The 18,944-nt window shown below is 69.9% G+C and carries 20 protein-coding genes and 2 pseudogenes; 8 read left to right on the top strand and 14 right to left on the bottom strand.

Annotation, left to right across the window (positions count from 1 at the left end; translation table 11 throughout):
- Positions 1 to 2: 2 nt before the first annotated feature.
- From ACFZDC_RS12210 to ACFZDC_RS12190, 5 genes are all read right to left on the bottom strand, one after another.
- Positions 3 to 263 (bottom strand): acyl carrier protein, encoded by a 261-nt coding sequence (locus ACFZDC_RS12210; protein ID WP_359004870.1) that lies wholly within the window; start codon positions 261 to 263, stop codon positions 3 to 5.
- Between the two features lie 196 nt (positions 264 to 459).
- On the bottom strand, positions 460 to 948 hold the full coding sequence (locus ACFZDC_RS12205; RefSeq protein WP_359004873.1) for a 3-hydroxyacyl-ACP dehydratase FabZ family protein: 489 nt from the start codon (positions 946 to 948) through the stop codon (positions 460 to 462).
- Positions 949 to 995: 47 nt separating this feature from the next.
- A complete protein-coding gene (locus ACFZDC_RS12200) occupies positions 996 to 1,370 on the bottom strand; it encodes a 3-hydroxyacyl-ACP dehydratase FabZ family protein (RefSeq protein ID WP_391322795.1) in 375 nt (124 codons plus the stop codon).
- Positions 1,371 to 1,470: 100 nt separating this feature from the next.
- Positions 1,471 to 2,310: a recombinase family protein gene (locus tag ACFZDC_RS12195; protein WP_359004879.1), complete on the bottom strand. Its 840-nt coding sequence runs from the start codon at positions 2,308 to 2,310 to the stop codon at positions 1,471 to 1,473.
- Positions 2,311 to 2,730: 420 nt separating this feature from the next.
- Positions 2,731 to 2,982, bottom strand: coding sequence for a LysR family transcriptional regulator (locus ACFZDC_RS12190; protein WP_359004882.1), 252 nt, complete (start codon positions 2,980 to 2,982; stop codon positions 2,731 to 2,733).
- A 358-nt stretch (positions 2,983 to 3,340) separates the two neighbouring features.
- On the opposite strand from ACFZDC_RS12190, the gene ACFZDC_RS12185 reads away from it, so the two are divergent.
- From ACFZDC_RS12185 to ACFZDC_RS12175, 3 genes are read left to right on the top strand one after another with little or no spacing between them, the layout of a single operon-like run.
- On the top strand, positions 3,341 to 4,324 hold the full coding sequence (locus tag ACFZDC_RS12185) for an ATP-binding cassette domain-containing protein (RefSeq protein WP_391322793.1): 984 nt from the start codon (positions 3,341 to 3,343) through the stop codon (positions 4,322 to 4,324).
- On the top strand, positions 4,321 to 5,109 hold the full coding sequence (locus ACFZDC_RS12180) for an ABC transporter permease (RefSeq protein ID WP_359004888.1): 789 nt from the start codon (positions 4,321 to 4,323) through the stop codon (positions 5,107 to 5,109). Before ACFZDC_RS12185 ends, ACFZDC_RS12180 begins: the two co-directional genes overlap by 4 nt.
- A complete protein-coding gene (locus ACFZDC_RS12175) occupies positions 5,110 to 5,679 on the top strand; it encodes a hypothetical protein (RefSeq protein ID WP_359004890.1) in 570 nt (189 codons plus the stop codon). It begins immediately after the preceding gene.
- Positions 5,680 to 5,755: 76 nt separating this feature from the next.
- Here the strand turns inward: ACFZDC_RS12175 and ACFZDC_RS12170 are convergent, their stop codons facing one another.
- A complete protein-coding gene (locus tag ACFZDC_RS12170) occupies positions 5,756 to 6,919 on the bottom strand; it encodes an MAB_1171c family putative transporter (protein WP_391322791.1) in 1,164 nt (387 codons plus the stop codon).
- A gap of 41 nt (positions 6,920 to 6,960) precedes the next feature.
- Positions 6,961 to 7,665, bottom strand: coding sequence for a WHG domain-containing protein (locus tag ACFZDC_RS12165; RefSeq protein ID WP_391322789.1), 705 nt, complete (start codon positions 7,663 to 7,665; stop codon positions 6,961 to 6,963).
- 214 nt (positions 7,666 to 7,879) lie between these two features.
- Here ACFZDC_RS12165 and ACFZDC_RS12160 point away from each other — a divergent pair, with 214 nt between their 5' ends.
- Together ACFZDC_RS12160 and ACFZDC_RS12155 are read left to right on the top strand one after the other, a co-directional pair.
- Positions 7,880 to 8,821 (top strand): NAD-dependent epimerase/dehydratase family protein, encoded by a 942-nt coding sequence (locus tag ACFZDC_RS12160; protein ID WP_391322787.1) that lies wholly within the window; start codon positions 7,880 to 7,882, stop codon positions 8,819 to 8,821.
- Between the two features lie 69 nt (positions 8,822 to 8,890).
- Positions 8,891 to 12,322: an aminotransferase class I/II-fold pyridoxal phosphate-dependent enzyme gene (locus ACFZDC_RS12155; RefSeq protein WP_391322785.1), complete on the top strand. Its 3,432-nt coding sequence runs from the start codon at positions 8,891 to 8,893 to the stop codon at positions 12,320 to 12,322.
- A gap of 10 nt (positions 12,323 to 12,332) precedes the next feature.
- On the opposite strand, the gene ACFZDC_RS12150 is transcribed toward ACFZDC_RS12155, so the two are convergent.
- Both ACFZDC_RS12150 and ACFZDC_RS12145 read right to left on the bottom strand, forming a co-directional pair.
- A complete protein-coding gene (locus tag ACFZDC_RS12150) occupies positions 12,333 to 12,911 on the bottom strand; it encodes a toxin (RefSeq protein WP_359004901.1) in 579 nt (192 codons plus the stop codon).
- A 16-nt stretch (positions 12,912 to 12,927) separates the two neighbouring features.
- Positions 12,928 to 13,368, bottom strand: coding sequence for a helix-turn-helix domain-containing protein (locus ACFZDC_RS12145; RefSeq protein ID WP_359004904.1), 441 nt, complete (start codon positions 13,366 to 13,368; stop codon positions 12,928 to 12,930).
- A gap of 257 nt (positions 13,369 to 13,625) precedes the next feature.
- On the opposite strand from ACFZDC_RS12145, the gene ACFZDC_RS12140 reads away from it, so the two are divergent.
- Together ACFZDC_RS12140 and ACFZDC_RS12135 are read left to right on the top strand one after the other, a co-directional pair.
- Positions 13,626 to 14,396, top strand: a complete 771-nt coding sequence (locus tag ACFZDC_RS12140) for a DNA-binding response regulator (RefSeq protein WP_391322782.1) — start codon at positions 13,626 to 13,628, stop codon at positions 14,394 to 14,396.
- A gap of 80 nt (positions 14,397 to 14,476) precedes the next feature.
- Positions 14,477 to 15,265 (top strand): LuxR family transcriptional regulator, encoded by a 789-nt coding sequence (locus ACFZDC_RS12135; RefSeq protein ID WP_391322780.1) that lies wholly within the window; start codon positions 14,477 to 14,479, stop codon positions 15,263 to 15,265.
- 90 nt (positions 15,266 to 15,355) lie between these two features.
- On the opposite strand, the gene ACFZDC_RS12130 is transcribed toward ACFZDC_RS12135, so the two are convergent.
- The 5 genes and pseudogenes from ACFZDC_RS12130 to ACFZDC_RS12110 all read right to left on the bottom strand — a co-directional run.
- A complete protein-coding gene (locus ACFZDC_RS12130) occupies positions 15,356 to 15,574 on the bottom strand; it encodes an MbtH family protein (RefSeq protein WP_359004913.1) in 219 nt (72 codons plus the stop codon).
- 21 nt (positions 15,575 to 15,595) lie between these two features.
- Positions 15,596 to 16,582, bottom strand: coding sequence for a 2,3-diaminopropionate biosynthesis protein SbnA (sbnA, locus tag ACFZDC_RS12125; RefSeq protein ID WP_391322778.1), 987 nt, complete (start codon positions 16,580 to 16,582; stop codon positions 15,596 to 15,598).
- Between the two features lie 4 nt (positions 16,583 to 16,586).
- Positions 16,587 to 17,624, bottom strand: a complete 1,038-nt coding sequence (sbnB, locus tag ACFZDC_RS12120) for a 2,3-diaminopropionate biosynthesis protein SbnB (protein WP_391322776.1) — start codon at positions 17,622 to 17,624, stop codon at positions 16,587 to 16,589.
- A gap of 265 nt (positions 17,625 to 17,889) precedes the next feature.
- Positions 17,890 to 18,396: a hypothetical protein gene (locus ACFZDC_RS12115; RefSeq protein ID WP_391322774.1), complete on the bottom strand. Its 507-nt coding sequence runs from the start codon at positions 18,394 to 18,396 to the stop codon at positions 17,890 to 17,892.
- 120 nt (positions 18,397 to 18,516) lie between these two features.
- Positions 18,517 to 18,684 (bottom strand): annotated as a pseudogene (locus ACFZDC_RS12110) (carboxyl transferase domain-containing protein); the annotation flags it as partial.
- 1 nt (position 18,685) lies between these two features.
- Between ACFZDC_RS12110 and ACFZDC_RS12105 the strand changes: the two are divergent.
- Positions 18,686 to 18,928, top strand: a pseudogene (locus ACFZDC_RS12105) (carboxyl transferase domain-containing protein); the annotation flags it as partial.
- Positions 18,929 to 18,944: the final 16 nt, after the last annotated feature.

Raw genomic sequence — 18,944 nt, 5'->3', positions numbered from 1 at the left:
GATCAGTCCAGCCAGCCGGCGCGCTCGGCAAGGATCTCGTACACCGCGGTCAGGTTCTCCATCTTCGGGAGGTCCGACTGCGGGATCTCGACCTTGTACTTCTTCTCCAGGCGGGCGAGGATCTCGATCGCGCGGAGGGAGTCCGCCTCGTGATCGTTGGCGAAGTTGCTGGTCTCGGTGATCTCCTCGGGCTCGACCTCCAGGACCTCGGCCACGATCTCGCGGATCTCTTCGAGCTGCTCCTGCTGCATCACGATTGCCATTCCCAATTCCCCTCGTTCAGAAAGGCGAATCTCGCCCTTGCTCAATTAGATTAACGTGCCCCACTCCGGCACATCCAGCCCATATAGGGGTTCAGAATGAAGCGACCGCCCCGCCGGAAATGGGTACGCGAAATACACGGGCGGCACTTTTGGGCAGCACCCGTGAATTTCTTCTGTCTCGGATTGGCCGGCCCGATCAGCGCGCGGCTGCGGCTTCCAGGGTGGTGGCCGGCTTCACCAGCGTCACCGCCTGGCCGACCGTGAGGACCGGCTCGCCGCCGACCGATGCGGTGCCTTCGAAGAACGTCGCACCCGCGGCCTGCTGCACCAGCCTCACCTCGTGGCGCACCACGTCACCGGGGTACGCCTGCCCGTGGACCGTCACCTTGGACATGCCGCCGAACAGGACGACGTCCCCCTGCCCCACGCCGCCCCGATCGGTGTGGGCGGCGAGCAGGGCGGCACTCTGGCACCAGGACTCGATCAGCAGCGCGGTGGGATAGGCGTACGCGCCGTCCTCCGCGTCCTGCGGAATGTCCTGGTACCAGGGTTCGTTGCACGTCACGGCCTTGACGGTGGAGATGCCGCGACCCGCCGTGACCTCGAGCACCCGGTCCACGAGCAGGATCGGGTAGCGGTGCGGAATGAGCGTCTTCGCCGTTCCGGGCCCGAACGTAGCGGACATGTGCTGTGCCTTTCCCATGCGGTTGGTCGATCGGTGGGCGGGAGCCACTAGAGCTCGCGGTAGCGCAGGCGGAAGGTGGCCGCCTTGACGCCATCGGCCGTGCAGTGACCGCTCACCGTCCACAGCGAGCCCTCGCCCGCCGCGAGGGTGCAGTCGGCGGTGACCTCGGCGCCCGGGGTGACCGGGAGGAGGAAGCGCGCCGACACGACGGACTCCAGCCGGAGGTCGCGCCCGTGCCCGGCGGCGAAGCGGCGCACCGCACGCTGCGTCAGATCCAGCAGGAACACCCCGGGCAGCAGGGGGAATGCGGGGTAGTGCCCGGCGAACACCGGCGCCTGCGGGTCGACCGCCACGCTCAGGGTGACTCCGCTGTCGTCCAGGCGCCGCAAGGTCTCCCCCGGCAGCAGGGTGACAGCCGACATCGTTGCTCCTTCTCCTCGGTCTCCGCAGACTCTTCGGAGCCTTCGGTGTTCTCGGGTGCTCTCGGGCGTGGGGCGCACGCAGACGGTGGACGTCCACGGATCACAGGCGCAGCGCACCGCTCAAGGTCCTGCCCTCGGCGCCGATGGCGGCCTTCACCGTCAAGGTGCGCGAGGTGTCCGTGTAGGTCATGTGCAGCCCCAGGGAGCGGAACAGCGCGGCGTGCTCCTCACCGGGGACGTCGGGCAAGGTGCCCAGCCCGCCGCCGGCTCCGTGCGCCGCGGCGCGCACGTGCCGCAGCCAGGCCAGCACCGCGCCGACCGCCGTCTGCTCCCGCACGTACACGTTGCGCGGGTGCTCGTCCTGGCCGGCGGCCCGCACAGAGGCTCTGGGGCGACGGCAGCGGTAGTAGGACTCGCCGTTGCTGTGGGTCCCCTGCATCAGCCGGTGGCACCAGGTGCAGCGGACCAGGCCGCGCAGGACGTACGTCCGCCCGGACGGCAGGGGCCGGTCCGCGCCCGCCCGCCGGGCCGCGAACAGTTCGGTGACGCGCTCCGCCACCGCGGCCGGAACGATCGGCTGGAGGGCCGCGGAGGGGCCGCCCGCGTAGCGTGGGTTCACCAGGATCGACCGCACGGTCCCCTTGGCCCAGGCCGCTGCGGACGCCGACCCGGCCGCATGGGCGGACCGGCCTGATGCCTCCTTGCCGGCTCCCCCTCTGCCCAGTGCACTCGGGCTGGCGATGCCGTCGGCCGTCAGGCCCTCGGCGATGTCCTGGAGTCCCTTGCCGTCGAGGTACTCGGAGAAGATCCGGCGGACGACGGCCGCGGTGCCCTCGTCGGGAACGACGACGAGCGACGACCGGTCCGCCCCGGCGGTGACGCGGTAGCCGTAGGGAGGGCGGCCGCGCAGCCCCGCCGTGCGTGCGGCCGGAGACTTCACCCCGGGCGCGCACCGCTCCGGTGCCGGTTCCGGCCGTACCGATCGTGTCAACGTGCCCATTCCGTTCTCCGTCTGCCGCGGTCGAGGTCGAGGTCGCCGAGCGCGCCAACGCTAAGCCGGGGTGTCCGGCTCAGTCCGACGTCGTGTCCTGAAAGTGCCATCGCGGGTGGCGACCCGGCCGACCGCGGGTCGGCGGAGCGTGGCGTCCGCCACGCTGCTGACGCCGTACCAGGGTCGGCGTCATGGCCGGTTGACCCCGCCGGGAGGCTGGGTTCGCTCCACCCAGAGGAGTCTGGACAGCTTCACGGGCCGTGAACCAATCCAGTTTCAAAGCCTGAATGCGCTGCTGGCCGGATACGCGGGTCATGACGACACTGGCAGGGCCGAGCACGGCCGCCCGTCGCGCCGGGCGCCGCACGGTCAGGCAGCGACGCTCTTGATGCTTTCGAACAGGCTGAGCATGGCGCGCGCCGAGGGCAGGATCATGCGCCCCTCGCGGGTGAGCCGGGTCCCGGTCGAGTCCCGTACGAACAACTTGGTGCCCAGGGTCTGCTCCAGGCACTTGATCTGGTAGCTGACGGCCGGCTGGGAATAGCCCAGGCACTTGGCGGCTTGGTCCATCCTGCCTGTTTCCGCGATCGAGACGAAGGCGCGGAGCTCTCGCTCGTGCATGACCAACTCTCCTCACATAATTCACTGTCCGTGGACGAGAAGGACTCCGTCCCACCGTGTTGACGCCATTTTCAGTCCCCGTACCGCCGGGGAAGCGGTTCGGTGCAGGAACGTGTAGAGATGCCTTCGCCGCGGTCGAAGGGTGTTATAAGCGCGCCACCGCCGCGCCATATCGAAGTATTCACAGTGGATTGGAGAGCGGCCCGGGAACTGCGTACCGTCGTGGCCGCCCGCCGGCTCGTCGCCGGTGAGGCGTGACCGTTACGGACGGCGTCGATCCGCCGGCCTCGCGACCGCGTACGGGCCGCAGGTGGTGTGCGAACGGATCCAGGTCGTTGCATCGATCGAGGAGGCTGGCGTGGAGTACGCCATAGAGACCCGCGACCTTTCCAAGAGCTACGAACGTCACAAGGCCCTCGACGGGCTCGATCTCGCGGTGCCGCCGGGGACGATCCTGGGCCTGCTGGGCCCCAACGGCTCCGGCAAGACCACCACGGTCCGGTTGCTGACCACCCTGCTCAGGCCCGACTCCGGCAGCTGCCGCATCGTCGGTCTCGACGTCGTCAAGCAGGCCAAGGAGGTCCGGCGCAACATCGGGCTCGCCGGACAGTACGCGGCGGTCGACGAGCGGCTCACCGGCCTGGAGAACCTCCGGCTCATCGGGACCCTCTACCATCTCGGCCGCCGCGAGGTCCCCGGCCGGGTCGACGACCTGCTGGAGCGCTTCGACCTGACCACGGTGGCGGACCGGCAGGTCAAGACGTACTCGGGCGGTATGCGCCGGCGCCTCGACCTGGCGGCGAGCCTGATCGCCGACCCGCCCGTGGTGTTCCTCGACGAGCCGACGACGGGACTGGACCTGATCAACCGCATCGCCATGTGGGAGCTGGTCCGCGAGCAGACCGCCCGCGGTACGACGGTGCTGCTGACCACCCAGTACCTCGAAGAGGCGGACCAGCTGGCCGACCGCATCGTCGTCCTCAAGAACGGCCGGACGATCGCCGAAGGCACCCCCGACGAGCTGAAGGTCGGCGTCGGCGGACAGCGCCTCGAAGTGACCCTCGCCGACCCGGCGCAGGCGCAGGACGCCGCGCGGGCCCTGCGTGAGTGGGGGGTCGGCGCGGCGTCCGTCGGGGAGGGCGGCCGGCAGGTGACCGTGCCCGTCGACGGCGGCATCGATTCGATCGCGGCCGCGGTCACCGCGCTCAAGGGCGAGGGCGCGCACATCGTCGACTTCAGTCTGCGCAAGCCGTCGCTCGACGATGTTTTTCTCAGCCTGACTGGGCACGGAGCACCGGCCCAGGAATCGGAGCCGGACGCAGAAGCGGAGAACGCGGCATGAGTGAGGTAATCGTCGACGGCGCGGCCCTGATCGGGCGGCACATCAAGCACATCCGCCGGGTCCCGCAGAAGCTGCTCTCCGTCACCGTGATGCCGGTGACCATGGTCCTCGCCTTCGGATACATCCTCGGCAGCGCCATGGACGTGCCGGGCGTCGAGTACCGCGAGTACTTCATGGCGGGCGTGTTCGCCCAGGTCATGGTCGCGGGGATGACCACGACCGGCGTCGGGGTGTGCGAGGACCTGAGCAATGGGCTCATGGACCGCTTCCGGTGCCTGCCCATGTCCCGGTCCGCCGTCCTCATCGGGCGGACGGTGTCGGACCTGCTCCTCTCGGCGATCGCCTGTGTCGTCATGTCCGTGGTCGGTTACGCGATCGGCTGGCGCATCCACGGCGGCTTCTGGGCCGCCCTCGCCGGGTTCGGCCTGATTCTGCTGCTCGGATTCGTGGCCATCTGGGGCGGAGCGCTGCTGGGTCTTGCCCTGCGCAACGCCGAAGCGGTGGGCTCTCTCGGGTTCGTGATCGTCATGCCGTTCATGTTCCTGTCGAGCGCCTTCATCCCGCTGGGCGGGCTGCCGAGCTGGCTGCGCGTGGTCGCCCAGTGGAATCCGCTGACCGCCGTCACCGACCAGTGCCGGCGGCTGTGGGGCAACTCGACCACCGCCCACGGCGACGGGTTCGCCGCCGCACACCCCGGCCTGGTGTCCCTGGTGGCCCTGGCGGTCCTGTTCGCGTTGATCGTCCCGGCCACCGTGCGCAGCTTCGGCAAGGCCACGGTCCGCTGAATGACCGCCGAGGATGATTCCGGGCGCGGTCGCGAGGCGAGTACCGGGGCTCGTCTGAACGACGTGATGCCGCAGTGGCACTTCCGCAAGCCCCCGCACCGGGTTCGGATCGACGGGCCCGGGGAGGCCGTCCTCCGGGCGGTCATGGACGTCACCTGGTCGGAAACGCCGCTGTTCAGCATGCTGCTGCGGGTGGCGTCGTTCGGCCGGGTGCGCCGCGATCCGGCCCGCGCGGTCCTCGACGAGTTCCTCTCCAGTGGCTTCACGGTGCTGACGCACGATGCCCGGGGTGTGGTTCTCGCCGCGGTGTCCGGCGGTGAGCCGTTCCCCCCGCAGGACTCGGACGGGGCACGCGTGGCGTGGTTCCGCGCCTATGCGGAGCCCGCGTCGACCAAGGTGGCCTTCGACTTCCAGTTCGTCGACGGCGTCCTGAGCACGGAGACCCGGGTCTTCGGCGCCGACGAGGCGGCCCGGATCCGGTTCCGCCGGTACTGGACGCTGATCCGGCTGCCCGCCGGGCTCGTCCGCCGGGAGGTCCTGAACGCCGTCCGCCGCAGGGTCCAGCAGTGACGGGAGATCCTGAACGCCGTCCACCGATACGGGACAAGCCCGCCCGGTCGGGCAGGGGCGGACCGGGCGGGCGTGCTCAACGGGCTGTGCCGAGTTTCCGGTAGGCCCGCGCCACCTTGGTGAGCCAGGCGACCTCGGCGGTGAAGTTGCCCGTGTCGCGGTCTTCGAAGTCGCCGGAGTCCTTGTTGTCATCGGGGATGGTGCCGGCATGCTTGGCAAGCAGGGCCTGTCTGATCTGCGCGGCCTCGGCGAACGCCTGGCGGGACTCCTCGTTCGTCCCGGGGCCCTGCGGTACGACGCTTCTGGGGGCGCGGTCGATGTAGGGACGCAGGTCCCGCCAGCCGTCCCGTATTTCGATGACCCGGCGGTGGAGGCGGTAGTCGAGGTCGGAGACGCCGGAGACCGAAGTCCCCGGCGGCTCCAGAGCGATGTCCGGGAAGGACTCGTACAGGTCCCGCCAGAGCGGGTAAAGAGACCGGTACGACCGGTAACTACCCGACCACTCGACCAGTTTCGCAGCCGAGGGCCACCAGGAGGAAATGGTCAGGCTGAGGGAGAGGATGACGATGCCGGCCGCGCTGAAGATCCCGGCGGCGACCTGCCAGTCGCCGATGTCGATCCCCGACGCGGCGGTGAGGATGTTGACCGTTCTGGCGAGGCAGTAGAGGAAGAGGACCACCGCGGCGACGGACAGCAGCCGCAGTGCCTGTCGCAGCGAGGCATTGGCGGCCATCCGGGCGTAGGGGCCGCACTGGCGGAAGATGGTGACGCACGGGACCGCCTGGGACACGATGAAGACCAGGAGGTAGGTGAGGACCAGCCCGTCGCCGCTGCCGGTATTGAAGTCCGAAGCCTGCCGAGCGGGGCCGTCAGCCGCGAAGAAGAGCCCGACGAGCACCGCGTTGAAGGCGAATCCGGCCATCAGCCAGTAGCGGGTCCTGCGCACCGTCTCGTCCTCGGCGGCGGCCCAGCGCAACAGGATGATCTGCGCACTGACGCAGAAGGAGACCGCCGATACGTGCATCACTAGGATGGCGAGGTTGCCGACGCCCAGGAAGCTGTCGCTCGTCATGGCGACGGCGCCCATGGTGAAGGTGAGGCACTGGAACAGCAGAGTGATCAGCAGTGCGCGGTAGGCATTGTCCCGCCAGCTGCGCCTCGCCTGGCACAGGCGGTAGAGAAGCGCGGCATACGAAGAGAGCGCCGCGATGACGAAGCAAAGGGTCTTGATAATGTGCACGGCGTGGCTTCCCCCTCGTGCCGCGCAGGCGGCGGACGGTTCTAGTCGGTGGTCTCGTCCAAGGGCACCACGAGTCCGACGCCTTCGGCCGCCACGGCGATGGCGAAGTCGAAGAACGCGGACTGATCCCGGACGCTGTCGTGGGTGCGGCTGAAGACCTGGAACACCAGAAGTCCGATCAGATTGCTCCACAGCACGATGCCGCGCTCGATGATGTCCGAGAACGGAGCCTCGGGCACACCGCCGAAGAGCTGCACGGCGTCCGGCAGGAGCAGTGGCGGACCCGGCACCGCCCTCCGGGGCGGGGTGAGTTCACCGGACTCCAGCGCCGAACGCACGATGCCGGCCAGCACCGCGGGGGTGCGTGAGGCGGGCGGGACGGTGTCCTGCGGGGCGTGGTAGTCCGGAACGGGCGAGCCGTAGATCAGCGTGAACTCGGCGGGGTTGTCGAAGGACCACTGCCGCAGTGCGCGGGCGACCGCGAGGAGCCGTGCGCCCCCCGGGGCGCCGGTGTCCCTGGCGGCCTGATCGGCCCGCTCCATCGCGGCGCCGGAGTCGTTGTAGGCATCGATGACCAGCGCGGTCAGCAGATCGTCCCGGTGCGGGAAGACGGCCTCCACGTCGGTGACGTCAAGGCCGCCGTCGGACGCAACGGCCTCCAGGGTCACTCCTCCGGCGCCCAGTTTCACCAGCAGCTGGCGCGCGGTGGCCTTGATGTCAGCGGCACTCGTTCGAGAAACATCCATGATTCGAACGGTACCTGCCTCGGAGCGGTTCCGGGCGGCGCCCCGTGACGCCTTGGCACTCCAGCACCTTCCCCAGCTCGGCGCACCCCCCGCTGGCCAGCGCAATCGGGCGCGCTGGCAGGCCTTCTGACGTTACGTTACGTATTAGTAATATCGTCGCCTCCAGACGGTGAGCGGGCGCTGCGACGGCCGCCAGTCGCGCTAGTGTTCACATGTGAGCCTTTCGATCATTTTAGGTTTTGGACCGGCCGGGGCGGCCACCGCACGACTGCTGGCCGACCAGGGACATTCGGTACGGGTCGTCACCAGGTCGGGCCGACGCCCGGAGCCCGGTATCGAACACGTCGCGTTGGACGCGAGGGACAACAAGGGACTAACCGAGGCCGCGCAGGGCGCAGACGCGATCTACAGCTGTGCCTCACCGCCCTACCACCGCTGGGCCGGTGAATGGCCGTCGCTGGCCTCGTCGGTCTGCGCGGCGGCCGAGGCGACCGGAGCGGTCCTGGTCATGCTGGGCAACCTCTACGGCTACGGTCCGGTGAGCGGTCCCATGACCGAGGAGCTGCCGCTTGCCGCGACCGGCACCAAGGGGCGGGTGCGCGCCGGCGTGTGGGAGCAAGCCCGGAGGCTGCACGAACAGGGCCGTATCAGGGCGGTCGAGGTGCGGGCCTCGGACTTCTTCGGGCCCGGGGTGACCGACGGCGGGCACCTGGCCGCGCGGGTCGTGCCACGGCTGCTGCGCGGCAAGCCGGTCTCCACGCTCGGGGATCCGGACGCCCCACACAGCTGGAGCTACGTCCCGGATGTGGCCGGGGCGCTGGTCGAGGTCGCGGGCGAGGAACGGGCCTGGGGCCGGGTCTGGCACGTCCCGACCCAGCCCGCGCAGTCCACCCGGGAGATGGTCCGCCGACTTGCCGCTCAGGCGGGAGTGGAGCCGGTCGCGGTGCGCAGGTTGCCGCCGGCCGTACTGGGAGTCGCCGGAGTTTTCGTCCCGCTGATCCGGGAACTGAAGGAGGTCCGTTATCAGTTCGACTACCCCTTCGTAGTCGACTCGAGCGCTTACGAAGCTGCATTCGCTGTGCGATCCACCCCCGTCGACGAGCAGGTCAAGGTGACGGTGGACTGGTGGCGCGCGCGCCTGGCGGCTGGTGGATGACATCTGTGACGGGGGAAGATTCACGTGGATTTGGAGCGCACGCGGCGTGACGACGTCGCGATCGTAGGCATGGCCTGCCGGTTTCCGGGGGCACCGAATGTGAACCAGTACTGGCGGCTGCTGACCGCCCCGGAGCCGCGTTTCGGCACGGTCCCGGACTCGCGGTGGCGCACCGCGGCCTTTCTCAGCGACAACTTCCGCGAAACGTCCGCGGCCTACACGGACACCATGGCGCTGCTGCCGGATGTGGGCCACTTCGACGCCGTGCACTACGGCATTCCGCCGCGGCGGGCCAGGGCGATGGATCCTCAGGCCCGGCTGCTGATCGACCTCGCCCGTGAGGCGATTCAGGACGCGGGGTGGGAGACCGAGGGCTTCGACCGCGAGGAGACCTCGGTGATCACGGCGCTCACCGAGGGCGGCTACCGCGAGCTCAGCACCATGCGCCTCCGGATGCGTCAGCTGGCCGGCGGCGAGTTCGGCGCGCGGGCGACCGATCCGGGGTGGCTCGAGATGGTGCGCGCGGTCGACGGGCTGCACGGCACGTCCGTCGCCGGGCTGCTGCTCAACATGGGTCCGAACAGCGTCAGTTCGGTCTTCGATCTGCATGGCGAGAGCTATGCGCTGGACTCGGCGTGTTCCGGCGGGCTCATGGCCGTGGCCAACGCCGTGTTCGCACTGCGCGCGGGCCGATGCCGCATCGCACTCGCGGGCGGGGCCCAACTGATGCTGACACCGGACCTGTTGGTGGGGCTGTGCCGGGTCGGCGCCATCTCACGCAGCGGGAGGTGCCTGCCGTTCGGCGCAGATGCCGATGGCTTCGTCCTGGGAGAGGGTGCCGGCGTCCTGGTGCTGCGGCCCCTGGCCGATGCGCTCGCAGCCGGCGACCGGGTCTATGCGGTGATCCGGGGTGTGGGTACGGCCAATGACGGGGCGGTGCCGGGCGGTATGCACCCCCAGGCGTCCGGTCAGCTCCGAGCGCTGCGCCGGGCCTACCGTGACGCGGACCTGGCTCCGGACTCGGTGGGTTACCTGGAGGCGCACGGCACCGGGACCACGGTCGGCGATCCGGTCGAGATAAGTGCCCTGCGTGAACTGCGCGGTGAGCGGGGTGCACCCGCCTTCCTGGGCGCGGTGAAGGCAGTGGTCGGGCACTCGCTCAACGCCGCGGGAATGGCCGGACTCATCAAGACGGTCCTGGCGGTCCACAAGGGGGTGATACCGCCGCAGCCGGAGTTCGACCTGGCCGACCGTTCCGGCCTCGACGCCGCGCGGCTGACCATCCCGACGGCGCCGACCCGATGGCCCGGGTCCGGGCAGCCGCGCCGGGCGGGGGTGAGCGCCTTCGGCTTCGGCGGCACCGGTGTCCACCTGGTCGTGGAGGAGAGCACCACGGAACCGGAGCGTCCCGCAGCGGCGGACGCGGGGCCGCACCTCTTGGTGCTCAGCGCACGCGACCGCGCCGGGCTGGCCCGTTACGCCCGGGAACTGGCGCACACCATCGCCGACGACCAGCCGCCGCTGGCCGGGGTGGCGGTCACCCTGGCTCGCCGGGCTCCCCTCCCGGAACGACTCGCCCTGCTGGCGGAGGACGCCGCTGACGCCGCCACCCGGCTGACCTCGGCGGCCGAGGCCGTGGCGGCGGGCCGTACCGGAGTACTCGGGCCTGGGCAGGCGGTCGGCACCGTGCCACCCGGTGAGCCGCCGGAGGTCTCCGTACCCGTGCCGGGCTCGCTGTCCGCCGAGGCACGCACGGCCGCGCTGGCCCGGCTCGCGGAGCGTGCCGTCACCGGCTCCGGACTCCGTCCGGTGACCGAGCGCATGCCCCCGTGCACCCTGCCGCCGAGTCCGCTCGCCCCGCGCCACCACTGGGTGGTGGACGAGTCGGCCCGCGAGGGCGGGGGCACCCCCCACGCCCCCGAGGCAGTGGCGGCGAACCGGTGGGGGAACCGGTCCGGGCTGGTGGAATCGCCCCCGGCAACGCCCTCCGGGGCGCGGACCGGCGGTACCTCCGCTGCGTCCCTCGTGCTCGAAGAGGTGTCCCGGACCGGCGTCTTCCCCCTCTCGGCTCTGACCGAGCGGACGGCGCTGGTGACCGACCTCGGCTTCGACTCCCTGATGCTGCAGGAACTGGAGGTCAACATCGGGAAGCGGATACCGGGCTTCCGCACCGATGAGATGTTCTCGCCCGACCTGACCGTCGAGCGGCTGATCCGGCTGGTCGATCCGCACCTCGCCCAGCCGCCTGCCCCCGGGGCGTCGCTGCCCCAGGAGACGCAGGCGGACTGGGATGCCGTGACCGCGTGCGTCGACGACTTCCCGGAGGTGCGGCAGTTCGAGGAGCGCGTGAGCTCGATCGTCGGCAGCGGTGCGGACTTCCCGTACTTCCGGGTCCATGAGGGCAACATCCGTGACACGACCGTGGTCCGGGGCCGGGAATTCCTGTCCTTCGGCAGCTACAACTACCTGGGGCTCTCCGGCCATCCCGCGGTCAACGAGGCCGTGCATCAGGCGGTGGAGCGGTACGGGACCTCGGTCTCCGCGAGCCGGGCACTCTCCGGCGAACGGGACCTCACGGTACGGCTGGAGCGGGCACTCGCGGACTTCCTGGGCGTCGGGGACTGCCTGGCGCTGGTGAGCGGCCACGCCACCAACGTCACCGCGATAGGGCACCTCGTCGGCACCGGGGACCTCGTGGTGCACGACGCGCTGGCCCACGACAGCATTCTTCAGGGCTGCGCCTTGTCCGGGGCGGCGCGGCGTCCGTTCGCCCACAACGACATCGAGCAGCTGCACTACACGCTGCAGGTCAACCGGTCCCGGTTCAGGCGGGTGCTGATCGCGGTCGAGGGCGCGTACAGCATGGACGGCGACCTGGTCGACCTGCCCGCGGTGATCGACCTGAAGAAGCGTTACGGGGCCCTGCTGATGGTCGACGAGGCGCACAGCATCGGTACCGTCGGCGAACGCGGCCGTGGCGTCGGCGAGTTCTTCGGCGTCGACCGCTCCGACGTGGACCTGTGGATGGGCACCCTCTCCAAGGCCTTCGCCAGCTGCGGCGGTTACCTCGGCGGTTCGCCCCGGATGGTGCGGTGGCTGCGGCACACGCTGCCGGGTTTCGTCTACAGCGTCGGCCTGACCCCCGCCAACGCGGCCGCGGCGCTGGCCGCCGCCGAGCTGATCGTCGCGGAACCGTACCGGGTGCGCGCGCTGCAGCGGAACGCCGAACTGTTCCTCCAACTGGCGGCCTCGGCCGGTCTGGCGACGGGCTCCAGCGCGGGCACGCCAATCGTGCCCTGCATCCTCCGCGACTCGGCGAAGACCCTGCGCGTCGCGGACCGGCTGTTCGCCCGCGGGGTCATCGCCGATCCGATCTTCCACCCCGCTGTGGAGGAGGGGCTCGCGAGGCTGCGGTTCTTCGCCACCAGCGAGCACCGCGAGGACGACATCCGGCGGGCCGTATCGATTCTGGCGGAGGAGGTGGCGTCCGCCGGGGCATGAGTGACCCACGTCAGAACAGGGTGCGTTCGATCCGGCTGAGCATGGCGTCGCTCCCGGGTGCTCTGCCGTCGTCCGGCTCCTCGGCTTCGGACACGCCGTGGCGCTCCTTGGCGGTGCCCACCCGCTGGGCGAGCAGATAGGCGATGACCTCCGCCTCCTGTTCCTGGACGTCGTCGTAGGTCGCGCGCAGGAGCATGTCACGCACGATGTCGGGGTCCAGGTTGGGGAAGAGGAGGCGGGCACTCGCCTCGTCCAGCCAGCCTGCCCCGCGGTGGCAGCAAATGATGTGACCCAGCTCGTGCAAGATGATGTGCTCCTGATGCGCGCTGGTCGTGTTGGCGTCGTAGAAGATGAGATCCTCGTCGCGTGCGGCGACCCACATGCCGCACGGGTGCGACGCAGGCATCTGCATCGGGACCAGCGTGATGGGACGGCCTCGAACCTCGCCCAAGTGGCAGCAGAGTTCCGCCACATCGGCCACGTCCGGCAGATCGAGTGCGGCGATGCGCCGTACGCCGTCCTTGCGGAGCCTCTTGAGCTGGCTGCGGCGGACCTGATCGGCCGCCCGCCTCTTCCCGCTACCTCTCACCGGCCCTGGCCTCCCCTCACTCCGTGGCCGAGGGGTCGGTGACGGGCGGAAGCCCCTGCAGCTGCCTGTACTGGTCCATGATGGCCGTGATGGCCTGGAGGTTCTCTTTCTTCATCCCGGCCGCCCGCATCGCCACGGCGCGCACCCCTGCCTGCCGCAGGGCCTCGATGGCGGCGACCTCGCTGAGGACGGACTCGGCGACCTCGTCGTCGAAGAAGTAGGCGACCGACACACCGAAGAAGCGAGCCAGGGCGGCCAGGAGGTCCGGTGAGGGATTGCAGCGCTTGCCGGTCCGCAACTGCGACAAGTACACGCTGCCCACACGGAGTTCGGGGTTGGCCCGCTTCAGCTCCTCCGCGACCTCGGCATTGGTCCAGTGCCTGCCCTTGGGGCGAACCGTCCTGAAGAGATTGTCCAGACGCACCGCCAGCACGGGCCGTTCGTCGCTCTCGGACATGTGAATCTCCCTCCGGTCACCCCCTTGGACATGCCCTTGGCCGCCCGCCAGTTTTGCAGATTAGCTGTCAGTTGACAATCCGGCGAGACTCCGCCAACGTGGGCCTCGCCGATAGCTGTCAGCTAACTCCGGGTACGGGAGCGGTCGAGTTGGGTGACCGTCATGTCGGCTCACAAACGGGGGACCCACCGGCAGGGAACGCGGAGCGGAAGTCCGCCGGCAGGGTCTGAACATCACGGGGGTTACACGCATTGAACGTGACAGTTGAACCATCGGCCCTGCGTACGACGGGCGGCTGGGCCGGTGGCCACGCCGCTCACCTGGAGCAGGCGCTGCTCCAGGCCAGGGCCTTGATCGAGTCCACGGTCTCGATGCACCGCGAGCGCCAAGTGCTTCCCAGTACCGTCGCGCGCAACAACATAGCCCAGCTCGGTGCTGCCATGGAGCAGCTCATCGGCACCGCCCGGCATTCCGTCTCCATCGCCCTCACCGGCCTCGGGGAGTTCACCGAGTCCGCCCTCCGGCTCCTTGCCGGCAGCCCGGTCCGTACGACCGTCCGGGTGCTGTGCACCGCCGACGCCATGCAGCTCTGCGCGGACCGGCTCCGTCCGATCCCGGAGTCACGACTCGACGCCCGCGTCACCGACAGGGAACTGCGCAGGCTCCTCGTGGTCGACGGCAGGGTCGCGCTCGTCCCGGCGCCCCCTCACGCGGCCGAGGGGCAATTCGCCGTCGTCCACGACACCGCCGCCGTGCGCGCCCTGGAACTGCTCCTCGCCGGCGCCTGGTCCGGCAGCCGCGACCTCGCGGACCACCTGCGGCTCAGCCCCCGCCTGCGCACCGAACTCGTCCGGAACATCCTGGAGCGGCTGCGCGCGGGCCACACCGACGAGGCGGCCGCCCGCGAGATCAACGTGTCACTGCGCACCTACCGGCGGTACGTCGCCGAGATCATGCGGGCACTCGACGCCAGCTCCCGCTTCCAGGCCGGAGTCCGCGCGGTGGAGTGCGGCCTGCTGTCGGCCTGACCGGACAGACAGAGGCATCTCCGGGTGGGCCGTTCTGCGGGGGGCCCACCCGGCTCAGGGGAAACGGGGAGAGAGAAGACGTGTCCGATCGGCGCGAGGACGAACTGGAACAAGCACTGTTCGAGGTACGGGCCCTCATCGAGTCGTCCGTGGCCATCCACCGCGACCGCAGTGCGCAGGAACAGCTGATCACCACCGTGGAGAACGACTGCGCCGTCGTCCTCGACACCGCCCGCATCCTGGTCAAGGGGGCTTCGCGGAGCATCGAGATCGTCCATGCGCGACGGCCGAGCGTCTCGGACCGGGCCGCGCGCCACTCGGAGGGAGCGGAGCGGGACCTGCTCTGCGACGCGGCCGAGGGGGTCGCGATACGCCTGCTCACCACCCCTCCCCTGCTCGACGAAGGGTTCGTCCGCGAGCAGTTCGGCAGGGCGCGGCCGGTGGCGGTCCGCGTCGCGAGGATCCCCCCGCTGCAGGCGCTCATCGTCGACGGCGGCGCCGCACTCGTGGTGGCCGAGTCCTCAGTCGGGCGTCGCTCCTCGGTGATCCGGGTGCCGGAGGTGCTGCACGCCCTGCGCACCTTCTTCCAGAACGTGTGGAGCGACGCCGTGCCCGCGAGCGAGATCATCGTCTTCGGCGACCGCGACCGCGCCGCCCTGGCCCAGCGGATCCTGGGCGCCCTGCAGGCCGGGGTCACCGACGAGGTTGCCGCCCGTGATCTGGCCGTCTCGGTGCGGACCTACCGCCGTTACGTGGCGGAGGTCATGTCGCTGCTCGGCGCCAGCTCCCGCTTCCAGGCCGGGGTGCGGGCAGCGGAACTGGGCCTGATACCGGCCCCGAGGCCGGCCAGGGCCCGCAGCACGCCGTAGAAGCGGGACCGTTGCAGTCCCTCGATGGGCGCTGGAGCGGCAGCCCGGCGCCCATCTTCACGGTGCCCGCGCGGCAGCCCGGGCGGTGCCTCAGCCCGCCTGCCGCGCCGTCGCGGCGATCAGGCTCTTGGGGCGCATATCGGTCCAGTTCCGCTCGATGAAGTCCAGGCAGGCCTGCCGGCCGTCCTGCCCGAACACGGTGACCCACCCCCGCGGGACGTCGACGGAGGCGGGCCACAGGGAGTGCTGGCCCTCGTCGTTCACCAGGACGTAGTAATCGGCGTCCTTGTCCTCAAAGGGATTCGTCATGGTCATTCCACTCCGTTCTGGTCAGTGCGTGTACTGCGAGTCGTGGGCAAGGCCGTCCAGGACGTCCGAGCCGTAGAATTCCCGCACCCAATTGCTGTGATAAAGCGTGTCGAGATAGCGCTCGCCGAAATCGGGCGCGATCGCCACCGCCGTGACGTCATCCCCAGGCCGGTGCTCCGCAAGCCAGTGACTCGCGCCGGCGATGACGGTTCCCGTCGAGCCGCCGAACAGGAATCCGGTCCGGGCGAGCCGATGGCAGACCCGGACCGTCTCCGCCTCCGGAACGTGCACGACGTGGTCCACGAAGGACTCGTCGAGCAGCTGCGGCCGAACGCCGGCGCCCAGGCCGGGAATCATCCGCAGGCCCGGCGGCGTGCCGAAGGTGACGGAGCCGACGCTGTCCACCGCGACGACGGTCACCCTGGGGTTCGTCTGGCGGAAGTACCGGGCACAGCCCATCAGGGTCCCGGTCGTGCCGGCCCCGATGAACAGTACGTCCAGGCCCGGGAAGCGGTCCGCGATTGCGGGCGCGGTCCTCCGGTAGTGGGCCTTCCAGTTGTTCGGGTTGGCGTGCTGGTTCAGCCATACGTACCGCGGATCGGCCTCGCACTGCTTGGCCACGTAGTCGAGGCGGGCACCGAGCAGACCGCGCTCCGGGTCTTCTTCGGTGATCACCTTCACCCGGCTTCCCATGGCCTCCATCAGGAGCCGGGTGGCCAGGTTGCACCGGGCGTCCGTCACGCACTCGAAGGCGTAGCCGCGGCTCGCGGCGATCATGCTGAGGGCCACGCCCAGGTTGCCGGACGAGGACTCGATCAGGATCGAGTCGGAGCCGAGAAGCCCCTCGCGCTCGGCGGCGTCCACCATTTCGGTGGCCGCCTTGATCTTGATCGACCCCGCGAAGTTGAAACCCTCGCACTTGAGGTAGACCGGCAGGTCCATGGTCGCGTGCAGATCGAGGTACAGGTCTTCCTGATTGAACTGCTCAGGAACGCTGACGATAGGCAAACCCTCAGCCCCTCGATCCGTAGCGGCTGAGCTCGTGGAAGAAGCCCGGCACCACCATCAGCTCGCCGGCGGTGGCCACCTGGTCGTACACGTGCTTGCCGAGTGCGAGGTCGAGGATGCCCAAGCCGAACGGTGAGAACACCAGCGGCCTGCTTCCGTCGTGCCCGGGTGCCCGCCCCGTCAGGACGTCGTACAGGGTGCCGTGGACGAAGTCACGGTTGCCGGTGAGCTGTTCGGCCAGGTGGGGCGAGGTGTTGGCCTTGAGGCAGTGCTCCACGTCGTCGACGATGTTGGCCGAGGCCAGCACGATCTCCGGGGACAGGTCGCGCAATGAGACATGCAGGACCAGCGGGTTGTGGGCGAACCACGCCGGGTCGGTGACGTGGGGGGCACCGGCCACCGTCGCGAACACCACCAGGTCCGACTCTCGGATCAGGTCCTCGGCCCGGTCATGGATCGTGACCTTCTCGCCGCCGTCGCCGCTGAGGTAGCCGGCGAACCCGGCGGCGTGCTCGGGCGCCAGATCGTGCACCCCTACCTCGTCGAACGTCCAGCCGTTCGCGGCGAGGTAGGTGTGCACGTACCGGGCGATCAGGCCCACGCCGAAGAAGCCGATCCGGCGCGGGCGGCCGTGCTCCCGGGTGAGGACGTCGGCGGCCAGGGCCGCCGAGGCGGCGGTACGCGCGGCGCTGATGATGGATGATTCCAGGCAGGCGATCGGGTATCCGGTGTCCTGGTCATTGAGCAGCAGCACCGCCGAGGCGCGGGGTATCCCGGCGGCCACGTTCTCCGGAAAACTGGAGATCCACTTGAGACCGTCCACCTGGGTCTCGCCGCCGATCGACGCTGGCAGCGCGATGATGCGCGCGCTCGGGCGGTCCGGGAAGCGCAGGAAGTAGGACGGCGGGTTCACCGTGTCGCCCTGGCCGTGCGTCCGGTAGGCGGCCTCGATCAGCTTCGTCACCTGCTGCTCGTGCCCCGTGAGCACCCCGTCCACTTGGGCGCCGGAAATCACCGCGAATGGCGGCACGTGTCCTTGCATGGATTCCACTCCATCCTCGCGGCGGCGGTCCGGTCCGTAGCCGACCCGGCAATGGGGATTTCGGACCAGGCCACTGTCATCAGTGCCATCGATTTCGGTCGACCGAATCGCTTGTCACACCGCGAAGTTGAGAACGGGCCCCGTTCGGTCGACATGGTTGAACCCTAGATATCGACGGGCCGGAGCGCCCTCGTCCATTGAATACCTCTATATACATGCCGAGGAAATCGTGGAGATTCGTCTGCGCGGGGGGTCCCGCCGCCGCTCACTGGTGCTCGAGCACCCCCTCCAGCACCGAAGCCGAGGTGGTGCGCCGCCGGTAGTACGCGATCGCCGACACCGCGAGGAGCGGGGCCCAGGCGAGCAGCGGGGTGTAGCAGACGGCGAGGAGGACCGTCTGGGCCCGGGTGTCCGTCAGAACGCCGGCCGCCAGATTGCCGCCCTGAACGAAACCGACCAGAAGGCTCAGAGCGAACAGCACGAACGACCCGGCGAGCGCCGGGACCACCGCCGCGAGCGGGCTCACCGGCCGGCCGCCGATCAGCGGCATCCAGCGCGGCACGACCTCACCCCACGGCTGCACCAGGCCGAGTGTGAGCAGGGCGAGCCCCTCCGTGACCACCGTCAGAACCACGACGTATGCCACGCCCCAGCCCGTGCGCAACGGCTCCGACGTCACCGGGAGCCCGGCGGCCAGAGCGAGCCGCCACAGGCTCGAGGGCAAGGTGACCAACGGTACGGCGTAGGCGGTGCGGACTGCCCAACGCGGCACGCCCGGAACTGTGTTCTTGAGCATGTAATCCACTTTCTTCGCTGCGGCGCCGCCGCGCATCAGTCTGTGGGGTCATCCGTCTCCCTCGTGAGGAGGATGCGGACCTGCACCCCTGGAACGTCATGCCGGCTGGTTCCCGTTCTTGCGCACCGGCAGCGGGGCGTGCCTCTCGAGCAGCATCGCGAGCGCGCCGATCAGCACCTCGCGGGTCTCGGCGGAGTCGACGACGTCGACGTCGTCGACCAGGCCGCGCTCGGCGGCGTAGTAGGGGTGCACCAGCTCTGCCTCCAGCGTGATGCTCGGGCTGTGCGCCGACGGCGCCGCCTACTCACCGGCGTTGACGGACTTCGTGCTCAGGGTCCGCGACACCTCCCAGATGTTCATCACAGGCCCCGGCGTCGTCGAGGCGATGACCGGCAAGGAGGTCTCCCAGAGCGGTCTGGGCGGCACCGACGTGCACGCCGGGACGTCGGGCGTCGCGCACTTCGCGTACGACGACGAGGAGACCTGCCTCGCCGACGTTCGCGTCATGGGCGTACGTGACGACC

Origin of the sequence: Streptomyces sp. NPDC007905 (assembly GCF_042959345.1) — a bacterium.
GTDB lineage: Bacteria > Actinomycetota > Actinomycetes > Streptomycetales > Streptomycetaceae > Streptomyces.
Note: the sequence above shows the minus strand (reverse complement) of the source record. Positions and strands in the feature narration are given on the sequence as shown.